We start from the raw sequence: 17,907 nt of genomic DNA on the forward strand, positions 1-17,907 counted from the left end.
CAGGTGAATCGTGAATAATTGCAGTCACAAAAAATTGACAAGCGCATCGAATTGGCTATCCACTATTGACTTATCAGCTTTCAAAATTTCTGTAACATTTAATTCACTTTTCCTACTCATTGATAAACAATTTCTAACTTTATGAAAAAGCGACTTCTTTCTGCTGCTGCCGTAGCTTTCTTCGGGCTCATGCTGAATGCACAGCAAATCAAATTCGAAGAGTATGACCTTCCCAATGGTCTTCATGTAATTCTTCACCAGGATAATTCAGCTCCGGTAGTCACTACAGGTGTGATGTATCATGTAGGAGCTAAAGATGAAGTAAAAGGAAGAACTGGTTTTGCCCACTTCTTTGAACACCTTTTATTCGAAGGAACTCCAAACATTAAAAGAGGAGATTGGTTTAAGATCGTTTCCTCAAACGGAGGCCAGAACAACGCCAATACCACCAACGACAGAACCTATTACTATGAAACTTTCCCTTCCAATAACGAGCAGCTTGGGCTTTGGATGGAAGCTGAAAGAATGCGTCACGCTGTTATCAATCAGATTGGAGTAGATACCCAAAGAGAAGTAGTAAAAGAGGAAAAAAGATTAAGAATGGATAACCAGCCTTATGGAAACCTTTTCTCCACAATTCAGAAGAATCTTTTTACCAATCACCCATACAATTGGCCAACCATTGGCTCCATGGAAGATCTTAACGCGGCAAAACTTGAAGAGTTCCAGGCTTTTTATAAGAAATTCTATATACCAAACAATGCTACTTTAGTGGTTGCAGGAGACATTAAACCTGAACAGACTAAAAAATGGATTGAAGAATATTACGGCGCTATTCCAAAAGGGACAGTTACTCCAAAAGATTTCCCTAAAGATGCTCCAATTACTCAGGAAAAAGAAGTGACTGCTACTGATCCGAATATTCAGCTTCCGGCTTATGTTTTTGCTTACAGAACACCAGCTAATAAAGAAAAAGATGCTTATGTTTTAGACATGCTTTCTTCTTATTTAAGCAATGGAAAATCTTCTGTTTTATACAAAAAATTAGTTGACCAGGAGAAAAAAGCACTTCAGGTAGCTGCTTTTAATCAAGGGCTTGAAGATTACAGTATTTTTGCCTTCTTTGCCATTCCAATGGGACAAACTTCTAAGCAGACTTTACAGACTGATATTGATGCGGAGATTAAAAAACTTCAGACTACTTTAATTTCTGATGAGGATTATCAAAAAATTCAGAATCAGTTTGAAAATCAATTTGTGAATCAGAATTCAAGCATTCAGGGAATCGCGGCATCTTTAGCAACAAACCATGTATTAATGGGAAATACTAACCTTATTAATAAGGAAATTGATATCTACAGATCTATCACGAAACAGGATATCCAGAATGCAGCTAAAAAATATCTGAATTCCAACCAAAGAATCATCATCAATTACGTTCCTGAGAAAAAATAATTTACCCATGAAAAAGCAATTCACTTATATAGCAGCGGCATTTTTATTTGCAGGAATGCTTTCTGCCCAAAAAATTGACCTTAATGCAATGCCAAAACCGGGACCTACTCCTGCAATCAACATTGCCAAACCAAAAACATTTCAGCTCAGCAACGGATTAACCGTAATGGTTGTTGAAAACAATAAACTGCCAAGAGTAAATACTACGCTCTCTATGGACAGACCTCCTTATTATGAAGGAAACATAACAGGAGTAAGCATGCTTATGGCAGAGCAACTTGATAATGGAACAACTCATCTTAGCAAGGATGAGTTTAATAAAAAAGTAGACTTTCTGGGAGCTAATATCAACTTCTCTTCTAACGGAGCTGCTTCAAACTCTCTTTCAAAATATTTCCCAGAAGTGTTGGGACTCATGGCTGATGCCATCGTAAATCCAAAATTCTCTGCTGAAGAAGTTCAAAATGCAAAAGAAAGAATTGTTGAAGGATTAAAAGCTGATGAAAAAAATGCTTCCTCTATTGCTGAAAAAGTATCCAATGCTTTGATGTATGGAAAGAATACATCAAGAGGAGAATTTGAAACTATTGAATCTATCAATAAAATTCAACTGGCGGACATTCAGAATATTTACAATAAATACTACGCTCCGGATAATGCTTACTTAGTCATTGTAGGAGATGTAAAATTTGACCAGATCAAACCTCTGGTTGAGAAAGCTTTTGGAAACTGGAAAAAATCAAATACAAAATTTGCAGCTTTAGAACCCGCTTCGAATGTTGCCAAAACAGAGATCAATGTGGTTGATGTACCTTCTGCTGTACAATCTGTATTATCTGTAAGCAACCTGAACAATCTTAAGATGAAAGACCCTAATTACTTCCCTGCTACGATGGCCAATTATATTCTCGGTGGCGGTGGCGAAGCAAGGCTTTTCATGAATCTTAGAGAAAAGAACGGATTTACTTACGGGGCCTATTCAAGTATGAATGCAAGCAAGTATTCTCCTGATTTTTCAGCGGAAACCAGCGTAAGAAATGATGTTACAGATAAGGCCGTGAAAGAAATGATGAATGAACTTAACGCCATTTCTACGGTTAAGCCAGAAGAATTAGAAAATGCTAAAGCTAAACTGAAAGGTTCTTTCATTATGTCTTTGGAAAAACCTGAAACCATTGCCAAATTTGCTTTAAACCAAAAAGTACAGGACCTTCCTTCAGATTTTTATACTAATTATTTAAAATCTATTGACAAGGTTACCGCAGCGGATGTCTCTAATGCTGTAAAAGCAACTATTCTTCCGAATCAAAGCAGAATTTTCATTGCAGGGAAAGCTTCTGATATTGCTGAAGGGCTTGAAAAACTAGGCTATCCTGTAAAATATTTTGATAAAGAAGCCAATCCGGTAACAAAACCATCAGCACAGAAAGTTGATGCTAGTGTAACCATTGGATCTGTAGCGGATAAATACATCAATGCAATTGGAGGCTTAGCAACTGTTCAAAAAGTAACTTCCATTACTGCCGATGCAACAACTAAAGTTCAGGGAATGGATATGAACATGAAGCTGATCCAAGGGAAAGGTGGAAAAATGATGATGGAAATGAAAATGATGGGCAATACCCTTCAGAAAATCGTTTTTGATGGTAAAGAGGGATATGCTGAAGCACAGGGACAAAAAATTCCTTTGAATGATAAACAAAAAGCTTCTATGACAGAACCGGAACTTTTCCCGGAACTTACTTTTGCTAAATCAACAGAATTGAAATTAGCAGGAATCGAAAAGTATAACAATGAAGATTCTTATGTGGTAAAAGGACCGAAGCAAACCTATTATTACAGTGTAAAAACCGGTTTAAAAACGGGTGAGATAAAAGTTGGAGAAGGAGGTTCTATGCCAACAAACTTCGCTGACTATAGAGACGTATCAGGCGTGAAACTTCCGTTCACTATTATCCAGAATATGGGTGGAATGGAGATCAACCTGGCTGTACAGTCTTACCAGCTTAACCAGGCTAAGGATTCTGACTTTAAATAATAAACAAACAATGATAGAAAAGGTTATCTCAATGTTGGGATAGCCTTTTTTTATTGTTGATTTTACCGGACATTCAACTTGTGAGAAAAATTAACAACAACGTATACATTTGAACGCGGTTATTCTTATCTTCACATTTGTTTCCCTCTAAGCATCCAATCATTGTTTGATTTCTAATTTTTTTGTTGTTGTGCCATATTTACCGATATCTTTTTTTGTCATTCAGTAAAAAAAGATTAAATTTGCCCATTCAAAAAGATATCAGAATTAATGGATACTATATTTACACTATTGATGGTTCTTATTATGATTGCTAGTATTTTATTAGTGATTGTTGTTATGGCTCAAAACCCAAAAGGTGGAGGTCTTTCCAGTACGTTCGGAGGGGCATCTTCTGCTCAGTTTGGAGTACAGAGAACCAATGATTTCATGGAAAAAGCAACATGGACTCTAGGCGGAACTATCATCGTTCTTATCCTTATAAGCGTTGTTGTTACTGGTAAACCGTCACAAGTGGCTCCAGCTCAACAGCAACCAGTTAAAAAAGAAGCTCCGGCAAAACAATCTGCTCCTGCTTCTTCTACAACTACTACTCCGGCTCCAGCACCAGTTGCACCGGCTAAATAAGAAGATAATTTTTCTACATATAATAAAAGCAACTCAGATTGAGTTGCTTTTTTATTATCCTGTATTTTCAATATTTAGTCTTGGGTGATTGTCTCAGTGTATATCCATTGTCATTCTGACGAAGGAAGAAGCTCATATATTCCATTACATCCTAGAATAACACAAATAAATGTATATCATTCATCAATAACCTCCAGATTCTCTCTTCCAGCTTCCTTCCAACCTAAAATTACTTCAGCTTAATCTTCTCAATCTGGTAACGAAGCTTTAGACCTGCTTTTAAGAAAGAATACTGCATTGGTTTTGATTCTTTATAATATTTATCAATAAAGATCTGCATAGCACCATAAAAGCGCTGCAAATAAATATCATTCTTTATTGTACTTTCTCCTTTGTGATGAAGAAGAGAAGCCTGACCATAATAATAGTTTTTATATCCGTTTCTTATTAAAGTATAGCAAAGATCAATATCTTCCCCATACATAAAATAGGCTTCATCCAATCCTCCTATCTTTTCATACACCTCTTTTTTCACCAATAAAAATGCACCCGTCATCACTTCTATTTCAGCCACAGCATCCTCTTCTAAGTCATTCCTGTAGTAAGATTTGGAATTATTTTTTTTAAAATTGGTAAACAGTTTTTCAAAGGAATTAAACATATCCGGAACCGAACGTTTGCTTTCCGGCAGAAAATTTCCTTCTGCATCATGCATCCGTATTCCAAGGCACCCAAAATTCGGTTGGCTATCAGAAAAGTCTAAAAGATTCTTCATATAAAAACCTTCGAATTCCGTATCGGGATTTAAAAGCAGTATATATTCTCCTTTTGCATAATGTATAGCCTGATTATTAGCTTTTGAAAAACCACCATTCATTTCCGAAGCAATAAACTGTACTTCGGGAAATTCTGAGATGAGATCCCGCCATGAACTGTCTGTAGAAGCATTATCGATTACAATTACCTCATATTCCACCTCTTTTACATATTTCTGAATAGACCAAAGGCAATTTCTGAGTAATTGGGTAACATTGTAATTAACAATAATGATAGACAGCTTCATATTAATCCTTTTCGTTGTATGGTAATCTGTTGATAATAGATCTTCCGAGTGAAATTTCATCAGCATATTCCAGTTCATCTCCTACTGAAATTCCCCTTGCAATACTTGAAAAATTCACATTAAAGTTTTTAAACTTTTTATAAATATAATAGGCTGTGGTATCTCCTTCCATCGTAGCACTCAGCGCAAAGATAAACTCCTTTACCTTCCCTTCATTCAGTTTTCTTTCAATACTTGGAATATTCAGCTGGCTTGGCCCTACGCCTTCCATCGGAGAGATTTTCCCACCCAAAATCAGATATTTCCCACCGTACTTCCCTGTATTTTCAATGGCAATTACGTCCCGAACATCTTCAACAATACAAATCAACTCACCGCTTCTTTTCTCATTACTGCAAATCTCACAGATGTCAAAATCAGAAAAATTATGACACTCTTTACAGTATTTTATCTCGTTGACAAGATTAATCAGGGAATTTCCAAGGCTCACTGCTCTGGAACTGGGTTGCTTTAATAAATGTAATGCTAATCTCAAAGCCGTTTTCTTTCCAATCCCAGGTAACCCTGAAATTTCATCAACCGCCTTTGCCAACACTTTACTTGGGTAATCCATAGGTACAAAAATAAGGATTATTTGAAGAAAATGATCTATCCTGTAGAGGAGTTTTTGAGGTATTAAAAGGGAATGGTCAACCTTCAATCCGGCACGCTTTTTAATTCCTATCTTGAGTGATTATTCAATTGCGAAACAAAAATTCACTTTTCATGTTTAAAGCTTAATATTTAGGATTACCGATTAATTAACTTTTGCCCTATAAAGTTCAGGATAATTTTTTCTCATTTTCACAGCCCACCGTGTATTATCCATCATTTCCAAACCTCATCTCTACAACTTTCACCTCCCTAATGTCCCATTCTGATATTTTAAATACCTATTCTATCCTTATTTCCCATAACTCTAAAAAAACCGTTATATTTGCGGCTTAAATTAAATATGAAAAAAATTAACTAACACATGGTACTTAACAACCTAAATTATCCACTGGATTTCAAGTTTAAAATTTCGACACTAGCCAGTGACTTCAACATTACTGACAAAAATGGGAACTACGTAGCTTACGTACGTCAAAAAATGTTCAAACTGAAAGAAGACGTTATCGTTTTCAATGACGAAAGCAAATCAAAAGAACTTTTCAGAATCAGAGCCAATCAATGGATTGATTTCAATGCTTCTTATTCTTTAAATGATATTGTAGATAACAAAAGCTACGGTAGACTGGCAAGAAAAGGAATGCGTTCTATCTGGAAAGCCAGCTATGATATCCTTGATCCTAAAGACCAGCCTAAGTTCAAAGTACAGGAAGACAGTGCATGGGTAAGATTCTGGGACAGTTTTGTAGGTGAGCTTCCTATCATCGGAATGTTTACAGGATACTTCCTTAACCCATCTTATACGGTTACCGGTATTGACGGAAAAGCATACTTCAAACTTAAAAAAATGCCTTCATTCTTTGGAAGAAGATTCCAATTAGACAGATTGATTGACATTGATGATGAGGAAGAAAGTTTAGTAATCCTTTCATTATTAATGATGACCCTTCTTGAAAGAGCAAGAGGCTAACATTTCAAAACCATAAACACATGAAATATCTAATCATTTTATTTTCTGCATTTCTTTTAGTAGCCTGTAAAAAGGACAAAGAAACAGTTTCTGCAAATGTTGCAGCCGATTCTTCAAATATTGCTAAGGATTCTGCTACAGCAAGTATTCCTTCTGGAAAAATCCAGATTGAAACCATTTCATTTCCTGAGGAAATCAAAGAATGTTCATGCTATTTTGCAAGAAATAAGTCTGATTTTGAAGCTGAAAAATACATCTATGCAGACGATGCAGGAAAAACAGCTTACATGAAACTGGATGGTAAAAGACTCTCTATGAACCTTATCTCTTCAAGTGATATGGAAGTAGATGAAGAGCTGACCAAAGAAATTGAAAATAATGATTACAAAATCTCCGTAAAAGGCAAAAAGATCAAAGGTGAAGAAGCCTTACTCTTCGAAGGTACCCTTACGATTGAAAAACCGGATGGCAGCGTTATTACAACACCCATCTACGGAGAATGTGGATGTTAACAATTAAAAACGAATAAGCTCATCCAACAATTTGCTTATTCGTTCTTTTATAATTCATAAAAATGCTTCTGTATCCCACGGAAGCATTTTTTATTTTGTAAATTTGAGAAAAATAAATTTCAATGGAATTATCTACTATAGAACCGCAAATAATCTGGAAAAACTTTTCCAAATTAAATGCAGTTCCAAGACCATCTAAAAAAGAGGAAAAAGTAATTGCTTTCATCAAAGGATTTGGTGAAAATTTAGGGTTAGAAACTACTGTAGACGAAGTAGGAAACGTAATTATTAAAAAACCTGCTACTGCAGGAATGGAAAACCGTAAATCGATTGTGCTTCAGTCGCATTTGGATATGGTTTGTCAGAAAAACAATGACGTTAATTTCGATTTCGAAACAGAAGGAATCAAAATGGAAATTGATGGTGATTGGGTAAAAGCAAAAGGAACCACTTTAGGAGCTGATAACGGTTTAGGAGTGGCTACCATTATGTCTATCCTTGAGAGCTCAGATATTCCTCACCCTGCACTAGAAGCTTTATTTACCATTGATGAAGAGACAGGGATGACTGGAGCTATCGGTTTAAAACCAGGACAGCTTACAGGAGAAATCCTATTAAACCTTGATACGGAAGAAGATGATGAAATTGACATCGGCTGTGCAGGAGGTGTTGATGTGACCATCACTCAAAACTATGCAACAGAAGCTGCGAAAGGACAAGTGGTAAGAATTGAAGTGAAAGGTTTACAGGGAGGTCACTCAGGAATGGATATCCATAAAGGTTTCGGAAACGCAAACATAATCTTGGGAAGACTTCTTTACAAAGGGTTGGAAAAGCAAAATCTGGAATTAATCTCTATTGATGGTGGCGGATTAAGAAATGCAATTCCAAGAGAAGGGGTTGCCATCATCTCTGTAAGAAATGCACAGGAATTCATTGAAGATGCCACTGCTCTTAAAAAAGAAATTTTAGAAGAATTTGCATCTGTAGAAGCAGGTCTTCAAATCAATATTGAAAACTCTACGTCTTCTGATAAAGCGATTTCCGAAGGTGATTCTAAAAAAGTAATCCTTACTTTAAAAGCTCTTCACAACGGAGTATACAGAATGAGCCCGGATGTAGCGGACCTTGTAGAAGCATCCAACAACGTAGCTAGAGTTGAATTGAAAGGTGGGGAATTGAAGATTCTTAACCTTACAAGATCTTCTGTAGACTCTTCTAAATATTCTACTGCAGAACAATTGAAATCTGTAGCAGAATTAGCGGGAATGAATGTAGTATTCAGCGGTTCATACCCAGGATGGAAACCTAGACCAGGATCTGAAATCGTAAAGATCATGGAAAAGATCTATACAGAGAAGTTCAATGAAAAACCTCATGTAGTAGCTTGTCACGCAGGTTTAGAATGTGGTATCATTGGTGCTAATTATCCTGAAATGGAAATGGTAAGTTTCGGACCTACCATCAGAGGAGCGCACTCTCCTGATGAGAAAGCAAATATTCCATCAGCTCAGAAATTCTGGAGCTTCCTGAAAGATATTTTAGCGAATATTCCTCAGAAATAGAATAGGAAAATATCTATATTGAATATCCAAAGTCTTATGATTTTGGATATTTTTAATTTAACCCAATCATTAAGCTATATTAAGAAATTAAGAATAATAAGAATCTGTAAATTAAAATTTAGAATTTCAATGAATATTTTCTTACCTTTTTTAGCTTTAATAAAAAGACATTCAAATATGAAAAGTATTACGGTATTCTGTGGTTCAAGTTTCGGCACAGATAAAATCTATGAAGAGCAGGCATTTTTACTTGGACAAACGTTAGCAAAACAAAATATACAACTCATTTACGGCGGTTCGGAAACCGGTTTAATGGGAACGATAGCCAATGGAGCATTAAGTGAAAACGGAAAGGTAACGGGTATTCTCCCTCATTTTTTACAGGCTAAGGAAATTGCTCATAAAAGCCTTACTGAACTAGTTCTCGTGGAAACAATGCATGAAAGAAAAACGAAAATGAGTGAGCTTTGTGATGGCGTAATCGTGCTTCCCGGAGGATATGGAACACTGGAAGAATTCTTCGAAATGATTACCTGGGCACAGCTTGGTCTTCATAAAAAACCTATTGCTATTCTGAATATTGACGGCTTCTACAATGACCTCATCAATTTGGTAGAAAATATGGTGAACAAAGGTTTTTTAAAGGCTGTAAATCGAGATATGCTTTTAGTAAGTGATAATATAGACGAGCTATTAGAAAAAATGAAAAACTATCAGGCTCCCACCGTTGGAAAATGGATTTCTAAGGAAGAAATATAATCTGTTCTTAATTAAATAAAAAACAAAACCCGTTCGAAAAACTCGAACGGGTTTATTATTAAGATTAAAAAATATTTTCTAGGGATAAGGAGCAATTTCCACTTCAAGCCCTTCCATGGCATCTGCAATATGCAGCTGGCAGCCTAATCGGCTGTTATCTTTCACATGGAAAGCTTCAGCAAGCATAGCATCTTCTTCATCTCCCATTGGTTCCAGACCAGGATCATTGATTACATAAACCTGGCATGAAGCACACATCGCCATTCCGCCGCATACACCAATAGTACCTTCTTCAGCCAATTCATAGGAACGGATAATCTCCATTAAGTTCATGGACATATCCGTTGGAGCAATAACATCGTGGGTTACACCTTCTCTGTCGGTGATTTTAATATTAATATCTGACATAATTCTGCAAAATTAGTCAATTTTTTTCACAACAGCCTTCTCTGCTTCTTTACGGCTTCCGTCAAACCCATCTACTCCACTTACAGTAGTATATTTTAGTACGAATTTCTTACCAGGATTCAATCTGTTGTAAACACTTTGACACATTAAAGTTGCTTCGTGGAAACCACAAAGAATCAACTTCAGCTTTCCAGGATATGTGTTGATATCTCCGATTGCATAGATACCATCAATGTTAGTCTGATAATCCAGAGCATTGTTTACAACAATGGCATTCTTCTCGATATTCAGTCCCCAATTTCCGATCTCACCCAATTTTGGAGTTAATCCGAATAATGGAATAAAGTAATCTGTTTCAATTTCAAAAGCATCCTCACCATCTTTTTGTACAGTAATTGCTTCTACTTTTCCATCTCCTCTGATACCAGTTACTTCAGCAGGAGTAATCAACTTGATTTTTCCCTCGTTTTTCAGATCCTGAACTTTTTCTACAGAATCCAAAGCTCCTCTGAACTCATTTCTTCTGTGGATCAAAGTAACTTCGCTGGCTACATTAGAAAGGAAAATACTCCAGTCAAGGGCAGAATCTCCGCCTCCGGCAATCACTACTTTTTTATTTCTGAAGTGCTCAGGTTCTTTAACGAAATACTCCAACCCTTTCTCTTCATAATCAGCTACATTTTCGAACGTAGGTTTTCTAGGCTCAAAAGTTCCCAATCCACCTGCAATAGCAATCGCCTTACATCTGTGAACAGTTCCTTTGTTAGTAACCACTTCAAACCACTCATCATCTACTTTTGTATAAGAAACGGCTGTTTCTCCCAATGTAAATCCAGGTTGAAACTGCTTGATCTGCTCCATCAAATTATCCACTAATTCTCCAGCGTTTACTGAAGGATACCCCGGAATATCAAAAATAGGTTTCTTCGGATAAAGTTCAGCCAATTGCCCTCCCGGTTGTGGAAGTGCGTCAATAATGTGGCACTTCATTTTTAAAAGACCTGCTTCAAAAACGGCAAAAAGCCCTGTAGGCCCTGCACCTATGATCAATATATCAGTGGTTATCATAATTTAAGATAATTTAATTATACATGTAACTGCAAATTTACTAATTTTAATGCGAAGCATATTTAATTGATTCTAAATAAAAACCTGAGATTTGTCAAATATCTATTATTTAAGATATTAAATTTGGCAATGTTTTTGTAAATGTCTTATCATGAAGAAAATTTTAAACCTTTTTGCAGTATTTATATTCTTTTTAGGCTCTGCCCAGATTGATAACATCGCAGACGGCGAATCCATCACCCTTAGAATCCACTACGGCTTCTTAAATGCCGGAACCGCCAATCTTACTACTAAAAAGACTACTTATAAAGGTGCTCCTCATCTTTATGTAAAAGGTACCGGGCAAACTACAGGTGCAGTAAAGGCTTTCTTCAAAGTAGAAGACCTCTATGAAAGTTTTATTGATAGCGCAAGCGGATTACCTAGCTACTATGTTCGAAATGTACGTGAAGGAAGCTACCGTCAGCATTTTGAAACCGCTTTTAATCACGATAACAATACTTTAATTTTAACGGATAAGAAAACGCCGGCCAATGGCTCAAAGGTTATCAAATCTGTGAAAGGTGTTCAGGATATGCTTTCCTGTTTCTATTATCTGCGAAGCAAAAGCCCGGATGAATTAAAAGTAGGAACAGTAATCAATATGAATGTATGGATTGATGATGAAATGTTCCCTTTTCAGCTTAAAGTGACAGGAACTGAGAATTTAAAGACAAAATTCGGTACGATCAATTGTTTAAAAATTATTCCGTCTGTAAAAAGCGGAAGGGTTTTCAAAGAAAAAGAAGGGGTAACAATGTGGGTTTCCAATGACGCCAACCACCTGCCAATGCTTTTGAAAGCTGAATTAGCGGTAGGGTCTCTTAAAGCAAGTATTGATGATTACAAAAACGTAAAATATCCTTTAAAATTTACTAAGTAAACGTATACCAATTTTTTAAAGAATCAATGTCTGTAATTTTTACAGACATTTTTTATTTTGAATGTAATAGATTCCAAATACAGATTGTCTTACTAATAGAAGCAGCAATGAGGCTGCCATGTCAATACTTCGTTTGGATCCCTAGCGTACCCGAAGTATGGATATAAGAAACAGACACGTGTAAATTTTTCAATAAGATCAGTTTTTAATTACGTTTTGTTTCTTAGGTCAGTAATTAAAAACAAAAACCTCCGGAGCTCCGGAGGTTTATTTTTATAATGTCTTGAATTGTTCCAAGGTTCTTATATCATTTTCAAAGAACATTCTGATGTCGCTCATTTGGTAAAGAAGCATGGTAATTCTTTCAATACCCATTCCGAATGCATATCCTGAATATTTCTCAGAATCAATATTAACATTCTTCAATACCGCAGGATCTACCATACCACAACCCATGATTTCTAACCAACCTGTTCCTTTTGTGATTCTGTAATCAGTTTCAGAGTTTAATCCCCAATACACATCAATCTCAGCACTTGGCTCCGTGAACGGGAAATAAGAAGGTCTCATTCTGATTTTAGACTTTCCGAAAAGTTCAGTGGTAAAGAACTGAATCGTTTGCTTTAAATCCGCAAAACTTACATTCTCATCAATATATAATCCTTCAATCTGATGGAAGATACAGTGAGAACGTGAAGAAATGGCTTCATTTCTGAATACTCTTCCAGGAGATAAAATTCTGATAGGCGGCTGATTTTCTTCCATAAAACGAGTCTGTACAGAAGAAGTATGCGTTCTTAAAAGAATATCCGGATTCTGCTCAATAAAGAACGTATCCTGCATATCTCTTGCCGGGTGATATTCCGGAAGGTTCAATGCCGTGAAGTTATGCCAGTCATCTTCAATCTCAGGACCATCAGCAACAGCAAATCCAATGGATTTAAAGATGTCAATAATTCTGTTTTTAACCAGGTTGATCGGGTGTCTTGATCCCAGATCTAATGGAAATGCAGGTCTTGTAAGATCTTCTTTTTCTACTACAACAGAAGATGCAGAAGTACTTTTCAAGTCTTCCAGTTTCACAGCAACAGCCTGCTTCAAAGTATTGATCTTCTGTCCGAATTCTTTCTTCTGGTCGTTAGGAACTTCTTTAAATTTTTCAAAAAAATCATTCAGAACTCCTTTTTTACCGTTGTACTTGATACGGAAGTTTTCTATCTCTTCCTTAGAGGTAGCATTGAAGCCGTTTACTTCGATCAGTAGTTCTTCTATCTTTTCTATCATTATTTTACCCTTTCAAAATGTTTTGCAAAAATACGACTTTTAAGTTGAATAATAGGTCCGTCATAAAAAAATCTGCCTCTTTTTCGGGAGGCAGACTTCAATCACTTATTTCACTTAAATAAAAAAATTATTTCTTTTCTAAGGCTTTAACGTTGATCTGAAGAGTTACCTCATCTTTAATCACTCCGTTTTCAGCAGGAGCCTGGAACTTCACGCCAAACTCTTCTCTTTTGATATCCTTAGGCTCAGTAGCTACACTTACTTCTCCGTTTTTCACGGAAACATTAGCTTTAAACTGAACCGGCTTAGTAATTCCTTTAATGGTTAAATTACCATCCAAAAGAGTATTATAATCACCTTCTGTAACAGGAGTAACTTTTGTAATTTCATAAGAAGCCGTTGGGAATTTTTCTACTTCAAAGAAATCACCACTCTTAAGATGACCGTTTAATTTACCCATATCATCAGGACTGTCTTTCAAGTCTACAGAGGTCAGGGAATTCATATCAGCAACAAATTTACCGCTTTCCAGTTTTCCTTCCTTCACTGTTACATCACCGCTTTCAAACCTGATGGTTCCGAAGTGACTCGTATTCTCAGATTTAAATACTTTGTATCCTTTCCATTCAACCTTACTGTTTAGCGTATCCAAAGTGTACTGGTTACCATCCTTGGTTGTAGTCACTTCATTACCTTCACTGGTAAGCGGTTTATCTTTTTTACAAGAAACCATTACAGCAGCAACGAATAAAGCAGGAATAGCTAACGAAAACAGTTTTTTTCTCATTTTTGATTTATTTTTATTACTCCCGCTAATATAATAAAAAAAATTATGTTTTCATAAAAACCTTACATTTGTAATATGCTTTTAGAAATAAACAATTTATTCTTCTCCCACACCAAAGAAAAACCGTTGTTTCAAAACCTTAATTTAAGATTTGAGGCTAATAAAATCATTGCCCTGGCAGGAGAAAGTGGATGTGGAAAATCTACCCTTTTAAACCTGATATATGGCCTGCTTGATTGGGAAAGCGGAGATATCTTTTTTAATGGAGCCAAACTATTGGGTCCCAAGGGAAACCTTGTTCCCGGAGAAGCTGAAATGAAGTTTGTAGCACAGAATTTTGACCTTATGCCTTATGCCACTGTTGCTGAAAATGTGGGTAAATTTATTTCGAATATCAATTTAACCAAGAAAAGAGAAACCGTCATGGAACTTCTTGAAGTAGTAGGACTTCAGGAGTTTGCTGATGTACTTCCTAAATATTTAAGCGGCGGGCAGCAACAAAGGGTTGCTATTGCAAGAGCACTGTCCGTTTTACCTAAACTGCTTATCCTTGATGAACCTTTCAGTAATCTTGATTTTCCAAGAAAGATTGAGCTTAGAGAAAGACTTTTCCGATATGTAAAGGAACATCAGATCTCTCTGATTATTTCTACCCACGAACTCCAGGACATTATGCCATGGCTGGATCAGATTGTTATCCTTCAGAATGGAAGGTTAATTCAGAATGACAGTCCGGAAGAAACTTACAAAAATCCATACAATTCTTATGTTGCCAAATTATTTGGTGAAGTGAATATCTTCAGTGAATCTGAAGCAGCAGATTTCCAGCTTTCAAAATTTTTCTATTATCCAAAAGGAATAAAAGTTTCTGAAAATGGTCTTGAAGCTGAGGTTTTGGAAAGCAGATTTGCAGGAAATTACCATTGGAATAAAATTAAAGCAAAGAATAAGGAATTGGTAATGTACACTGATGAAAAACTACATGATTCTGTGAATATTTCATTTACTTAATCGAAGAGAATTGAGATCACCAACGGGGAATATTCAAGCCTAAGCATTCCTAGATCCGCAAGCCCTTTCCATCTTCTAAAAAAGTATATAACTCATACATTTCCTTACATTTATCAACAAAAAAAATACAAACATAAGAATCTGTTATTAAACTTTTTCTTACATTTGTATTTCCACAGCATAAGGAAATTATTGGTTATTTCTCTTTCTGCCTTTTAGACGGACATTAGCAATCTTGCAATTAAGTCTATTGAAAGATTACTCTGTCCAATTTTTTCCTTTTTTTATGGCCTTTAACCCATAGTAAAAGGCAATTGTAATTATGCTTTCTTTACAAATTCTGATTTTAAAGCCATTGCTCCGAACCCATCAATTTTGCAGTCGATATTATGATCGCTTCCTGGTCTTAAGCGGATATTTTTCACTTTAGTTCCAGCTTTTACCGGTTTTGGTGCTCCTTTTACAGGAAGATCTTTTACAACCACTACAGAATCCCCATCCTGAAGCTCATTTCCATTAGAGTCTAATATTTTTCCCTCGTTTGCTGCTTCAGAAGCTGCTTCTTCAGGATTCCATTCGTAGAAACACTGAGAACAAACCATCATGTTATCGCTCGGATAGGTAAACTCGGAGCTACATTTCGGACAAAGTACTGTATCACTCATATTTTAATTTTTTGCAAAGGTAGGGCTTTTTCAAGGTTAAAGTCAAGAGATAAAGGCCAGTATAGTAGACAATAAACACTTATTTGTTTTACACCAACAAGTGAATTACTATACTTTAGATAAGGTAACTGTAAAGAAAATAAAGTATATTGATGAACCCTATACATTTTGTTCTTAAAGACATTTCATTTAAGCAAATATTTGAGTTCAGCCACCCCTGAATGAAAGACTGTTGTAACTGAGTAAAAATATATAAATCTTCAGAAAAAACATTTACAGATTCAGTACTAGGATTTATTTCTATCATTTCATCTCAACCGTGTAAGTCTCAAACTCTCCAACTCAAACCTCAACTCTCAACTTTAATTCGTATTTTTGCAGATTCAAACAGCGAAGCAAACTTATGGAACTTATTCACAGAAACTTGGCAATCGGAATTCACGATGCCTTACAGGAGACATTTTTTGAGAAAAACAAATATGCCGATAAAGTTATTGAAAGACTTTTAAAAGCAAACAAAAAATGGGGAAGCCAGGACAGAGCCGTTGTTTCTGAGATTTTCTACAATATTATCCGTTGGAAAAAACGCCTTGAATATTATATGGGCGAAGGGGTAAAACCTAACAATATTTATAAACTTATCATTGCTTACCTTCTTTGGAGCAAGACCAATTATAAAAAGTTTGAAGAGTTTGACGGAATTAAAATTGCGGACATTCTTACCAAGCTTAAAAAGAATACAGTTCCAACCAAAGCTATTGAACATTCTATCCCAGACTGGTTGGCGGAAACGTTGGAAAAAGAATTGGGAGCTAAATGGGAAAGAGAAATGATTGCGTTGAATGAACAGGCTCCTACTGTTTTAAGAACAAATTCATTAAAGACAACAACAAAGGAACTTATTTCTGACCTTTCAGATGAAGGTGTTGCGTCTTTTCCTATTAAAAACTATCCAGATGCAGTACAACTGGAGGAGAAAAAGAATGTTTTCCTTACCACAGCATTTAAAGAAGGTTTGTTTGAAGTTCAGGACGCTTCTTCTCAGAAGATCGGATATTTCCTGGATGTAAAAGAGGGACAAAGAGTGGTAGATGCCTGTGCAGGTGCTGGAGGAAAAACACTTCACCTGGCAGCACTGATGGGAAATAAAGGTCAGATCATAGCTTTAGATATTTTCGAGTGGAAATTGACCGAGTTAAAGCGTCGTGCTAAAAGAGCCGGAGCTCACAATATTGAAACCCGTATGATCTCTGACAACAAAGTAATCAAACGCCTTCATGATAAAGCAGACAGATTATTGATTGACGCCCCATGTTCAGGTCTTGGAGTATTGAAAAGAAATCCGGACAGCAAATGGAAAATCGATCAGGACTTTATTGATAGAATCAAAAAAGAGCAACAGCAGATTCTTCAGGATTATTCTAAAATTCTTAAAAAAGGTGGAAAGATGGTGTATGCAACATGTTCTATTCTACCTTCTGAAAATAACCTGCAGGTAGAAGAATTCCTTAAAAATAACCCTGGATTCAAAATGATTAAGGATGAAAAGGTAATGCCTAGCGAAGGATACGATGGATTCTATATGGCATTGATTGAAAGAGTTTCTTAATTGACTCTACCATTATAAATTAAAAACTACTCCACGGGGTAGTTTTTTTGTTTTTTTAGACAAATATGTAACATTTATATTCTGTTCTCTACTAACCCTATAGATTAACCGTTTTGATGCTGTAAGGATATTTATTAACATAAATTACCTACAGTAGATTATAAAATATGAATACAAGAACTGAACTTACCTTTTTACTTTGCCTGTTTTCTACATAGTTTAATGGAAACCAGTATATCGGTTCTTATCATCGAAAACCATTCACAAAACGATTACTCATTTAAATAGCCGGCTGATAATGTTTGTTCCTCTTATTTTAAAGCAGGAAAATCATTTTAAAGCCTGAATAATATAGTTAGTAAGAAAAATTTTATTTTCTTACTAGCAAGAGCATATTACAAGCCTATAAAAACAAAACCTTCTTGCATGAGAATTGCAAGAAGGTAAAAACACAAATGATGAAAAAAAATTATTTCGAGCCACAAAGTAAGGGCTAAAGTTTGCATAATAAAT

The 17,907-nt window shown here is 35.8% G+C and carries 17 protein-coding genes; 10 read left to right on the forward strand and 7 right to left on the reverse strand.

What is annotated here, in order from left to right; genetic code table 11:
• The first annotated feature begins 141 nt into the window (after nucleotides 1-141).
• The 3 genes from EG344_RS06550 (at nucleotide 142) to secG (ending at nucleotide 4,120) form a co-directional block, all read left to right on the forward strand.
• The gene (locus tag EG344_RS06550; RefSeq protein ID WP_123908790.1) at nucleotides 142-1,455 is read left to right on the forward strand and encodes a M16 family metallopeptidase; all 1,314 of its coding nucleotides are present in this window, start codon (nucleotides 142-144) and stop codon (nucleotides 1,453-1,455) included.
• Nucleotides 1,456-1,462: 7 nt separating this feature from the next.
• Nucleotides 1,463-3,493, forward strand: coding sequence for a M16 family metallopeptidase (locus tag EG344_RS06555; RefSeq protein ID WP_123908791.1), 2,031 nt, complete (start codon nucleotides 1,463-1,465; stop codon nucleotides 3,491-3,493).
• Between the two features lie 270 nt (nucleotides 3,494-3,763).
• Nucleotides 3,764-4,120: a preprotein translocase subunit SecG gene (gene secG, locus EG344_RS06560; protein ID WP_123908792.1), complete on the forward strand. Its 357-nt coding sequence runs from the start codon at nucleotides 3,764-3,766 to the stop codon at nucleotides 4,118-4,120.
• A 229-nt stretch (nucleotides 4,121-4,349) separates the two neighbouring features.
• On the opposite strand, the gene EG344_RS06565 is transcribed toward secG, so the two are convergent.
• Both EG344_RS06565 and recR read right to left on the reverse strand, forming a co-directional pair.
• Nucleotides 4,350-5,189, reverse strand: a complete 840-nt coding sequence (locus EG344_RS06565) for a glycosyltransferase family 2 protein (RefSeq protein ID WP_123911773.1) — start codon at nucleotides 5,187-5,189, stop codon at nucleotides 4,350-4,352.
• Nucleotides 5,185-5,796 carry a recombination mediator RecR gene (recR, locus tag EG344_RS06570; RefSeq protein ID WP_123908793.1) on the reverse strand — a complete coding sequence of 204 codons (612 nt, stop codon included), beginning with the start codon at nucleotides 5,794-5,796 and terminating at the stop codon, nucleotides 5,185-5,187. Before recR ends, EG344_RS06565 begins: the two co-directional genes overlap by 5 nt.
• 402 nt (nucleotides 5,797-6,198) lie before the next feature.
• On the opposite strand from recR, the gene EG344_RS06575 reads away from it, so the two are divergent.
• The 4 genes from EG344_RS06575 (at nucleotide 6,199) to EG344_RS06590 (ending at nucleotide 9,640) form a co-directional block, all read left to right on the forward strand.
• On the forward strand, nucleotides 6,199-6,804 hold the full coding sequence (locus EG344_RS06575) for a hypothetical protein (RefSeq protein WP_123908794.1): 606 nt from the start codon (nucleotides 6,199-6,201) through the stop codon (nucleotides 6,802-6,804).
• A gap of 20 nt (nucleotides 6,805-6,824) precedes the next feature.
• Nucleotides 6,825-7,316 carry a hypothetical protein gene (locus EG344_RS06580; protein ID WP_123908795.1) on the forward strand — a complete coding sequence of 164 codons (492 nt, stop codon included), beginning with the start codon at nucleotides 6,825-6,827 and terminating at the stop codon, nucleotides 7,314-7,316.
• Between the two features lie 122 nt (nucleotides 7,317-7,438).
• On the forward strand, nucleotides 7,439-8,881 hold the full coding sequence (locus tag EG344_RS06585) for an aminoacyl-histidine dipeptidase (RefSeq protein WP_123908796.1): 1,443 nt from the start codon (nucleotides 7,439-7,441) through the stop codon (nucleotides 8,879-8,881).
• A gap of 177 nt (nucleotides 8,882-9,058) precedes the next feature.
• Nucleotides 9,059-9,640 carry a TIGR00730 family Rossman fold protein gene (locus tag EG344_RS06590; RefSeq protein WP_123908797.1) on the forward strand — a complete coding sequence of 194 codons (582 nt, stop codon included), beginning with the start codon at nucleotides 9,059-9,061 and terminating at the stop codon, nucleotides 9,638-9,640.
• Nucleotides 9,641-9,718: 78 nt separating this feature from the next.
• Here the strand turns inward: EG344_RS06590 and EG344_RS06595 are convergent, their stop codons facing one another.
• Together EG344_RS06595 and EG344_RS06600 are read right to left on the reverse strand one after the other, a co-directional pair.
• Nucleotides 9,719-10,048 carry a 2Fe-2S iron-sulfur cluster-binding protein gene (locus tag EG344_RS06595; protein WP_045493683.1) on the reverse strand — a complete coding sequence of 110 codons (330 nt, stop codon included), beginning with the start codon at nucleotides 10,046-10,048 and terminating at the stop codon, nucleotides 9,719-9,721.
• A 12-nt stretch (nucleotides 10,049-10,060) separates the two neighbouring features.
• Nucleotides 10,061-11,116, reverse strand: a complete 1,056-nt coding sequence (locus tag EG344_RS06600) for an NAD(P)/FAD-dependent oxidoreductase (RefSeq protein WP_123908798.1) — start codon at nucleotides 11,114-11,116, stop codon at nucleotides 10,061-10,063.
• Nucleotides 11,117-11,267: 151 nt separating this feature from the next.
• Between EG344_RS06600 and EG344_RS06605 the strand changes: the two genes are divergently transcribed.
• Complete coding sequence (locus EG344_RS06605; protein ID WP_123859239.1) at nucleotides 11,268-12,038, forward strand: DUF3108 domain-containing protein; 771 nt, start codon at nucleotides 11,268-11,270, stop codon at nucleotides 12,036-12,038.
• Between the two features lie 273 nt (nucleotides 12,039-12,311).
• Here EG344_RS06605 and pheS read toward each other — a convergent pair whose 3' ends face one another.
• Both pheS and EG344_RS06615 read right to left on the reverse strand, forming a co-directional pair.
• Nucleotides 12,312-13,322 (reverse strand): phenylalanine--tRNA ligase subunit alpha, encoded by a 1,011-nt coding sequence (gene pheS, locus EG344_RS06610; RefSeq protein WP_123859238.1) that lies wholly within the window; start codon nucleotides 13,320-13,322, stop codon nucleotides 12,312-12,314.
• A 127-nt stretch (nucleotides 13,323-13,449) separates the two neighbouring features.
• A complete protein-coding gene (locus EG344_RS06615) occupies nucleotides 13,450-14,109 on the reverse strand; it encodes a YceI family protein (RefSeq protein ID WP_123908799.1) in 660 nt (219 codons plus the stop codon).
• Between the two features lie 75 nt (nucleotides 14,110-14,184).
• On the opposite strand from EG344_RS06615, the gene EG344_RS06620 reads away from it, so the two are divergent.
• Nucleotides 14,185-15,120, forward strand: a complete 936-nt coding sequence (locus EG344_RS06620) for a sulfate/molybdate ABC transporter ATP-binding protein (protein WP_123908800.1) — start codon at nucleotides 14,185-14,187, stop codon at nucleotides 15,118-15,120.
• A 320-nt stretch (nucleotides 15,121-15,440) separates the two neighbouring features.
• Here the strand turns inward: EG344_RS06620 and EG344_RS06625 are convergent, their stop codons facing one another.
• A complete protein-coding gene (locus EG344_RS06625) occupies nucleotides 15,441-15,785 on the reverse strand; it encodes a zinc ribbon domain-containing protein YjdM (protein ID WP_027373877.1) in 345 nt (114 codons plus the stop codon).
• Between the two features lie 403 nt (nucleotides 15,786-16,188).
• Between EG344_RS06625 and EG344_RS06630 the strand changes: the two genes are divergently transcribed.
• Nucleotides 16,189-17,394 carry an RsmB/NOP family class I SAM-dependent RNA methyltransferase gene (locus EG344_RS06630; RefSeq protein WP_123908801.1) on the forward strand — a complete coding sequence of 402 codons (1,206 nt, stop codon included), beginning with the start codon at nucleotides 16,189-16,191 and terminating at the stop codon, nucleotides 17,392-17,394.
• Nucleotides 17,395-17,907 lie beyond the last annotated feature (513 nt).

The sequence above is a fragment of the Chryseobacterium sp. G0162 genome, assembly GCF_003815715.1.
Classification (GTDB): domain Bacteria; phylum Bacteroidota; class Bacteroidia; order Flavobacteriales; family Weeksellaceae; genus Chryseobacterium.

Coding starts and splice junctions, on each gene's coding strand:
- EG344_RS06550 (WP_123908790.1), top strand. CDS start 142: ATGAAAAAGCGACTTCTTTCTGCTGCTGCCGTAGCTTTCTTCGGGCTC.
- EG344_RS06555 (WP_123908791.1), top strand. CDS start 1,463: ATGAAAAAGCAATTCACTTATATAGCAGCGGCATTTTTATTTGCAGGA.
- secG (WP_123908792.1), top strand. CDS start 3,764: ATGGATACTATATTTACACTATTGATGGTTCTTATTATGATTGCTAGT.
- recR (WP_123908793.1), bottom strand. CDS start 5,796: ATGGATTACCCAAGTAAAGTGTTGGCAAAGGCGGTTGATGAAATTTCA.
- EG344_RS06575 (WP_123908794.1), top strand. CDS start 6,199: ATGGTACTTAACAACCTAAATTATCCACTGGATTTCAAGTTTAAAATT.
- EG344_RS06580 (WP_123908795.1), top strand. CDS start 6,825: ATGAAATATCTAATCATTTTATTTTCTGCATTTCTTTTAGTAGCCTGT.
- EG344_RS06585 (WP_123908796.1), top strand. CDS start 7,439: ATGGAATTATCTACTATAGAACCGCAAATAATCTGGAAAAACTTTTCC.
- EG344_RS06590 (WP_123908797.1), top strand. CDS start 9,059: ATGAAAAGTATTACGGTATTCTGTGGTTCAAGTTTCGGCACAGATAAA.
- EG344_RS06595 (WP_045493683.1), bottom strand. CDS start 10,048: ATGTCAGATATTAATATTAAAATCACCGACAGAGAAGGTGTAACCCAC.
- EG344_RS06600 (WP_123908798.1), bottom strand. CDS start 11,116: ATGATAACCACTGATATATTGATCATAGGTGCAGGGCCTACAGGGCTT.
- EG344_RS06605 (WP_123859239.1), top strand. CDS start 11,268: ATGAAGAAAATTTTAAACCTTTTTGCAGTATTTATATTCTTTTTAGGC.
- pheS (WP_123859238.1), bottom strand. CDS start 13,322: ATGATAGAAAAGATAGAAGAACTACTGATCGAAGTAAACGGCTTCAAT.
- EG344_RS06615 (WP_123908799.1), bottom strand. CDS start 14,109: ATGAGAAAAAAACTGTTTTCGTTAGCTATTCCTGCTTTATTCGTTGCT.
- EG344_RS06620 (WP_123908800.1), top strand. CDS start 14,185: ATGCTTTTAGAAATAAACAATTTATTCTTCTCCCACACCAAAGAAAAA.
- EG344_RS06625 (WP_027373877.1), bottom strand. CDS start 15,785: ATGAGTGATACAGTACTTTGTCCGAAATGTAGCTCCGAGTTTACCTAT.
- EG344_RS06630 (WP_123908801.1), top strand. CDS start 16,189: ATGGAACTTATTCACAGAAACTTGGCAATCGGAATTCACGATGCCTTA.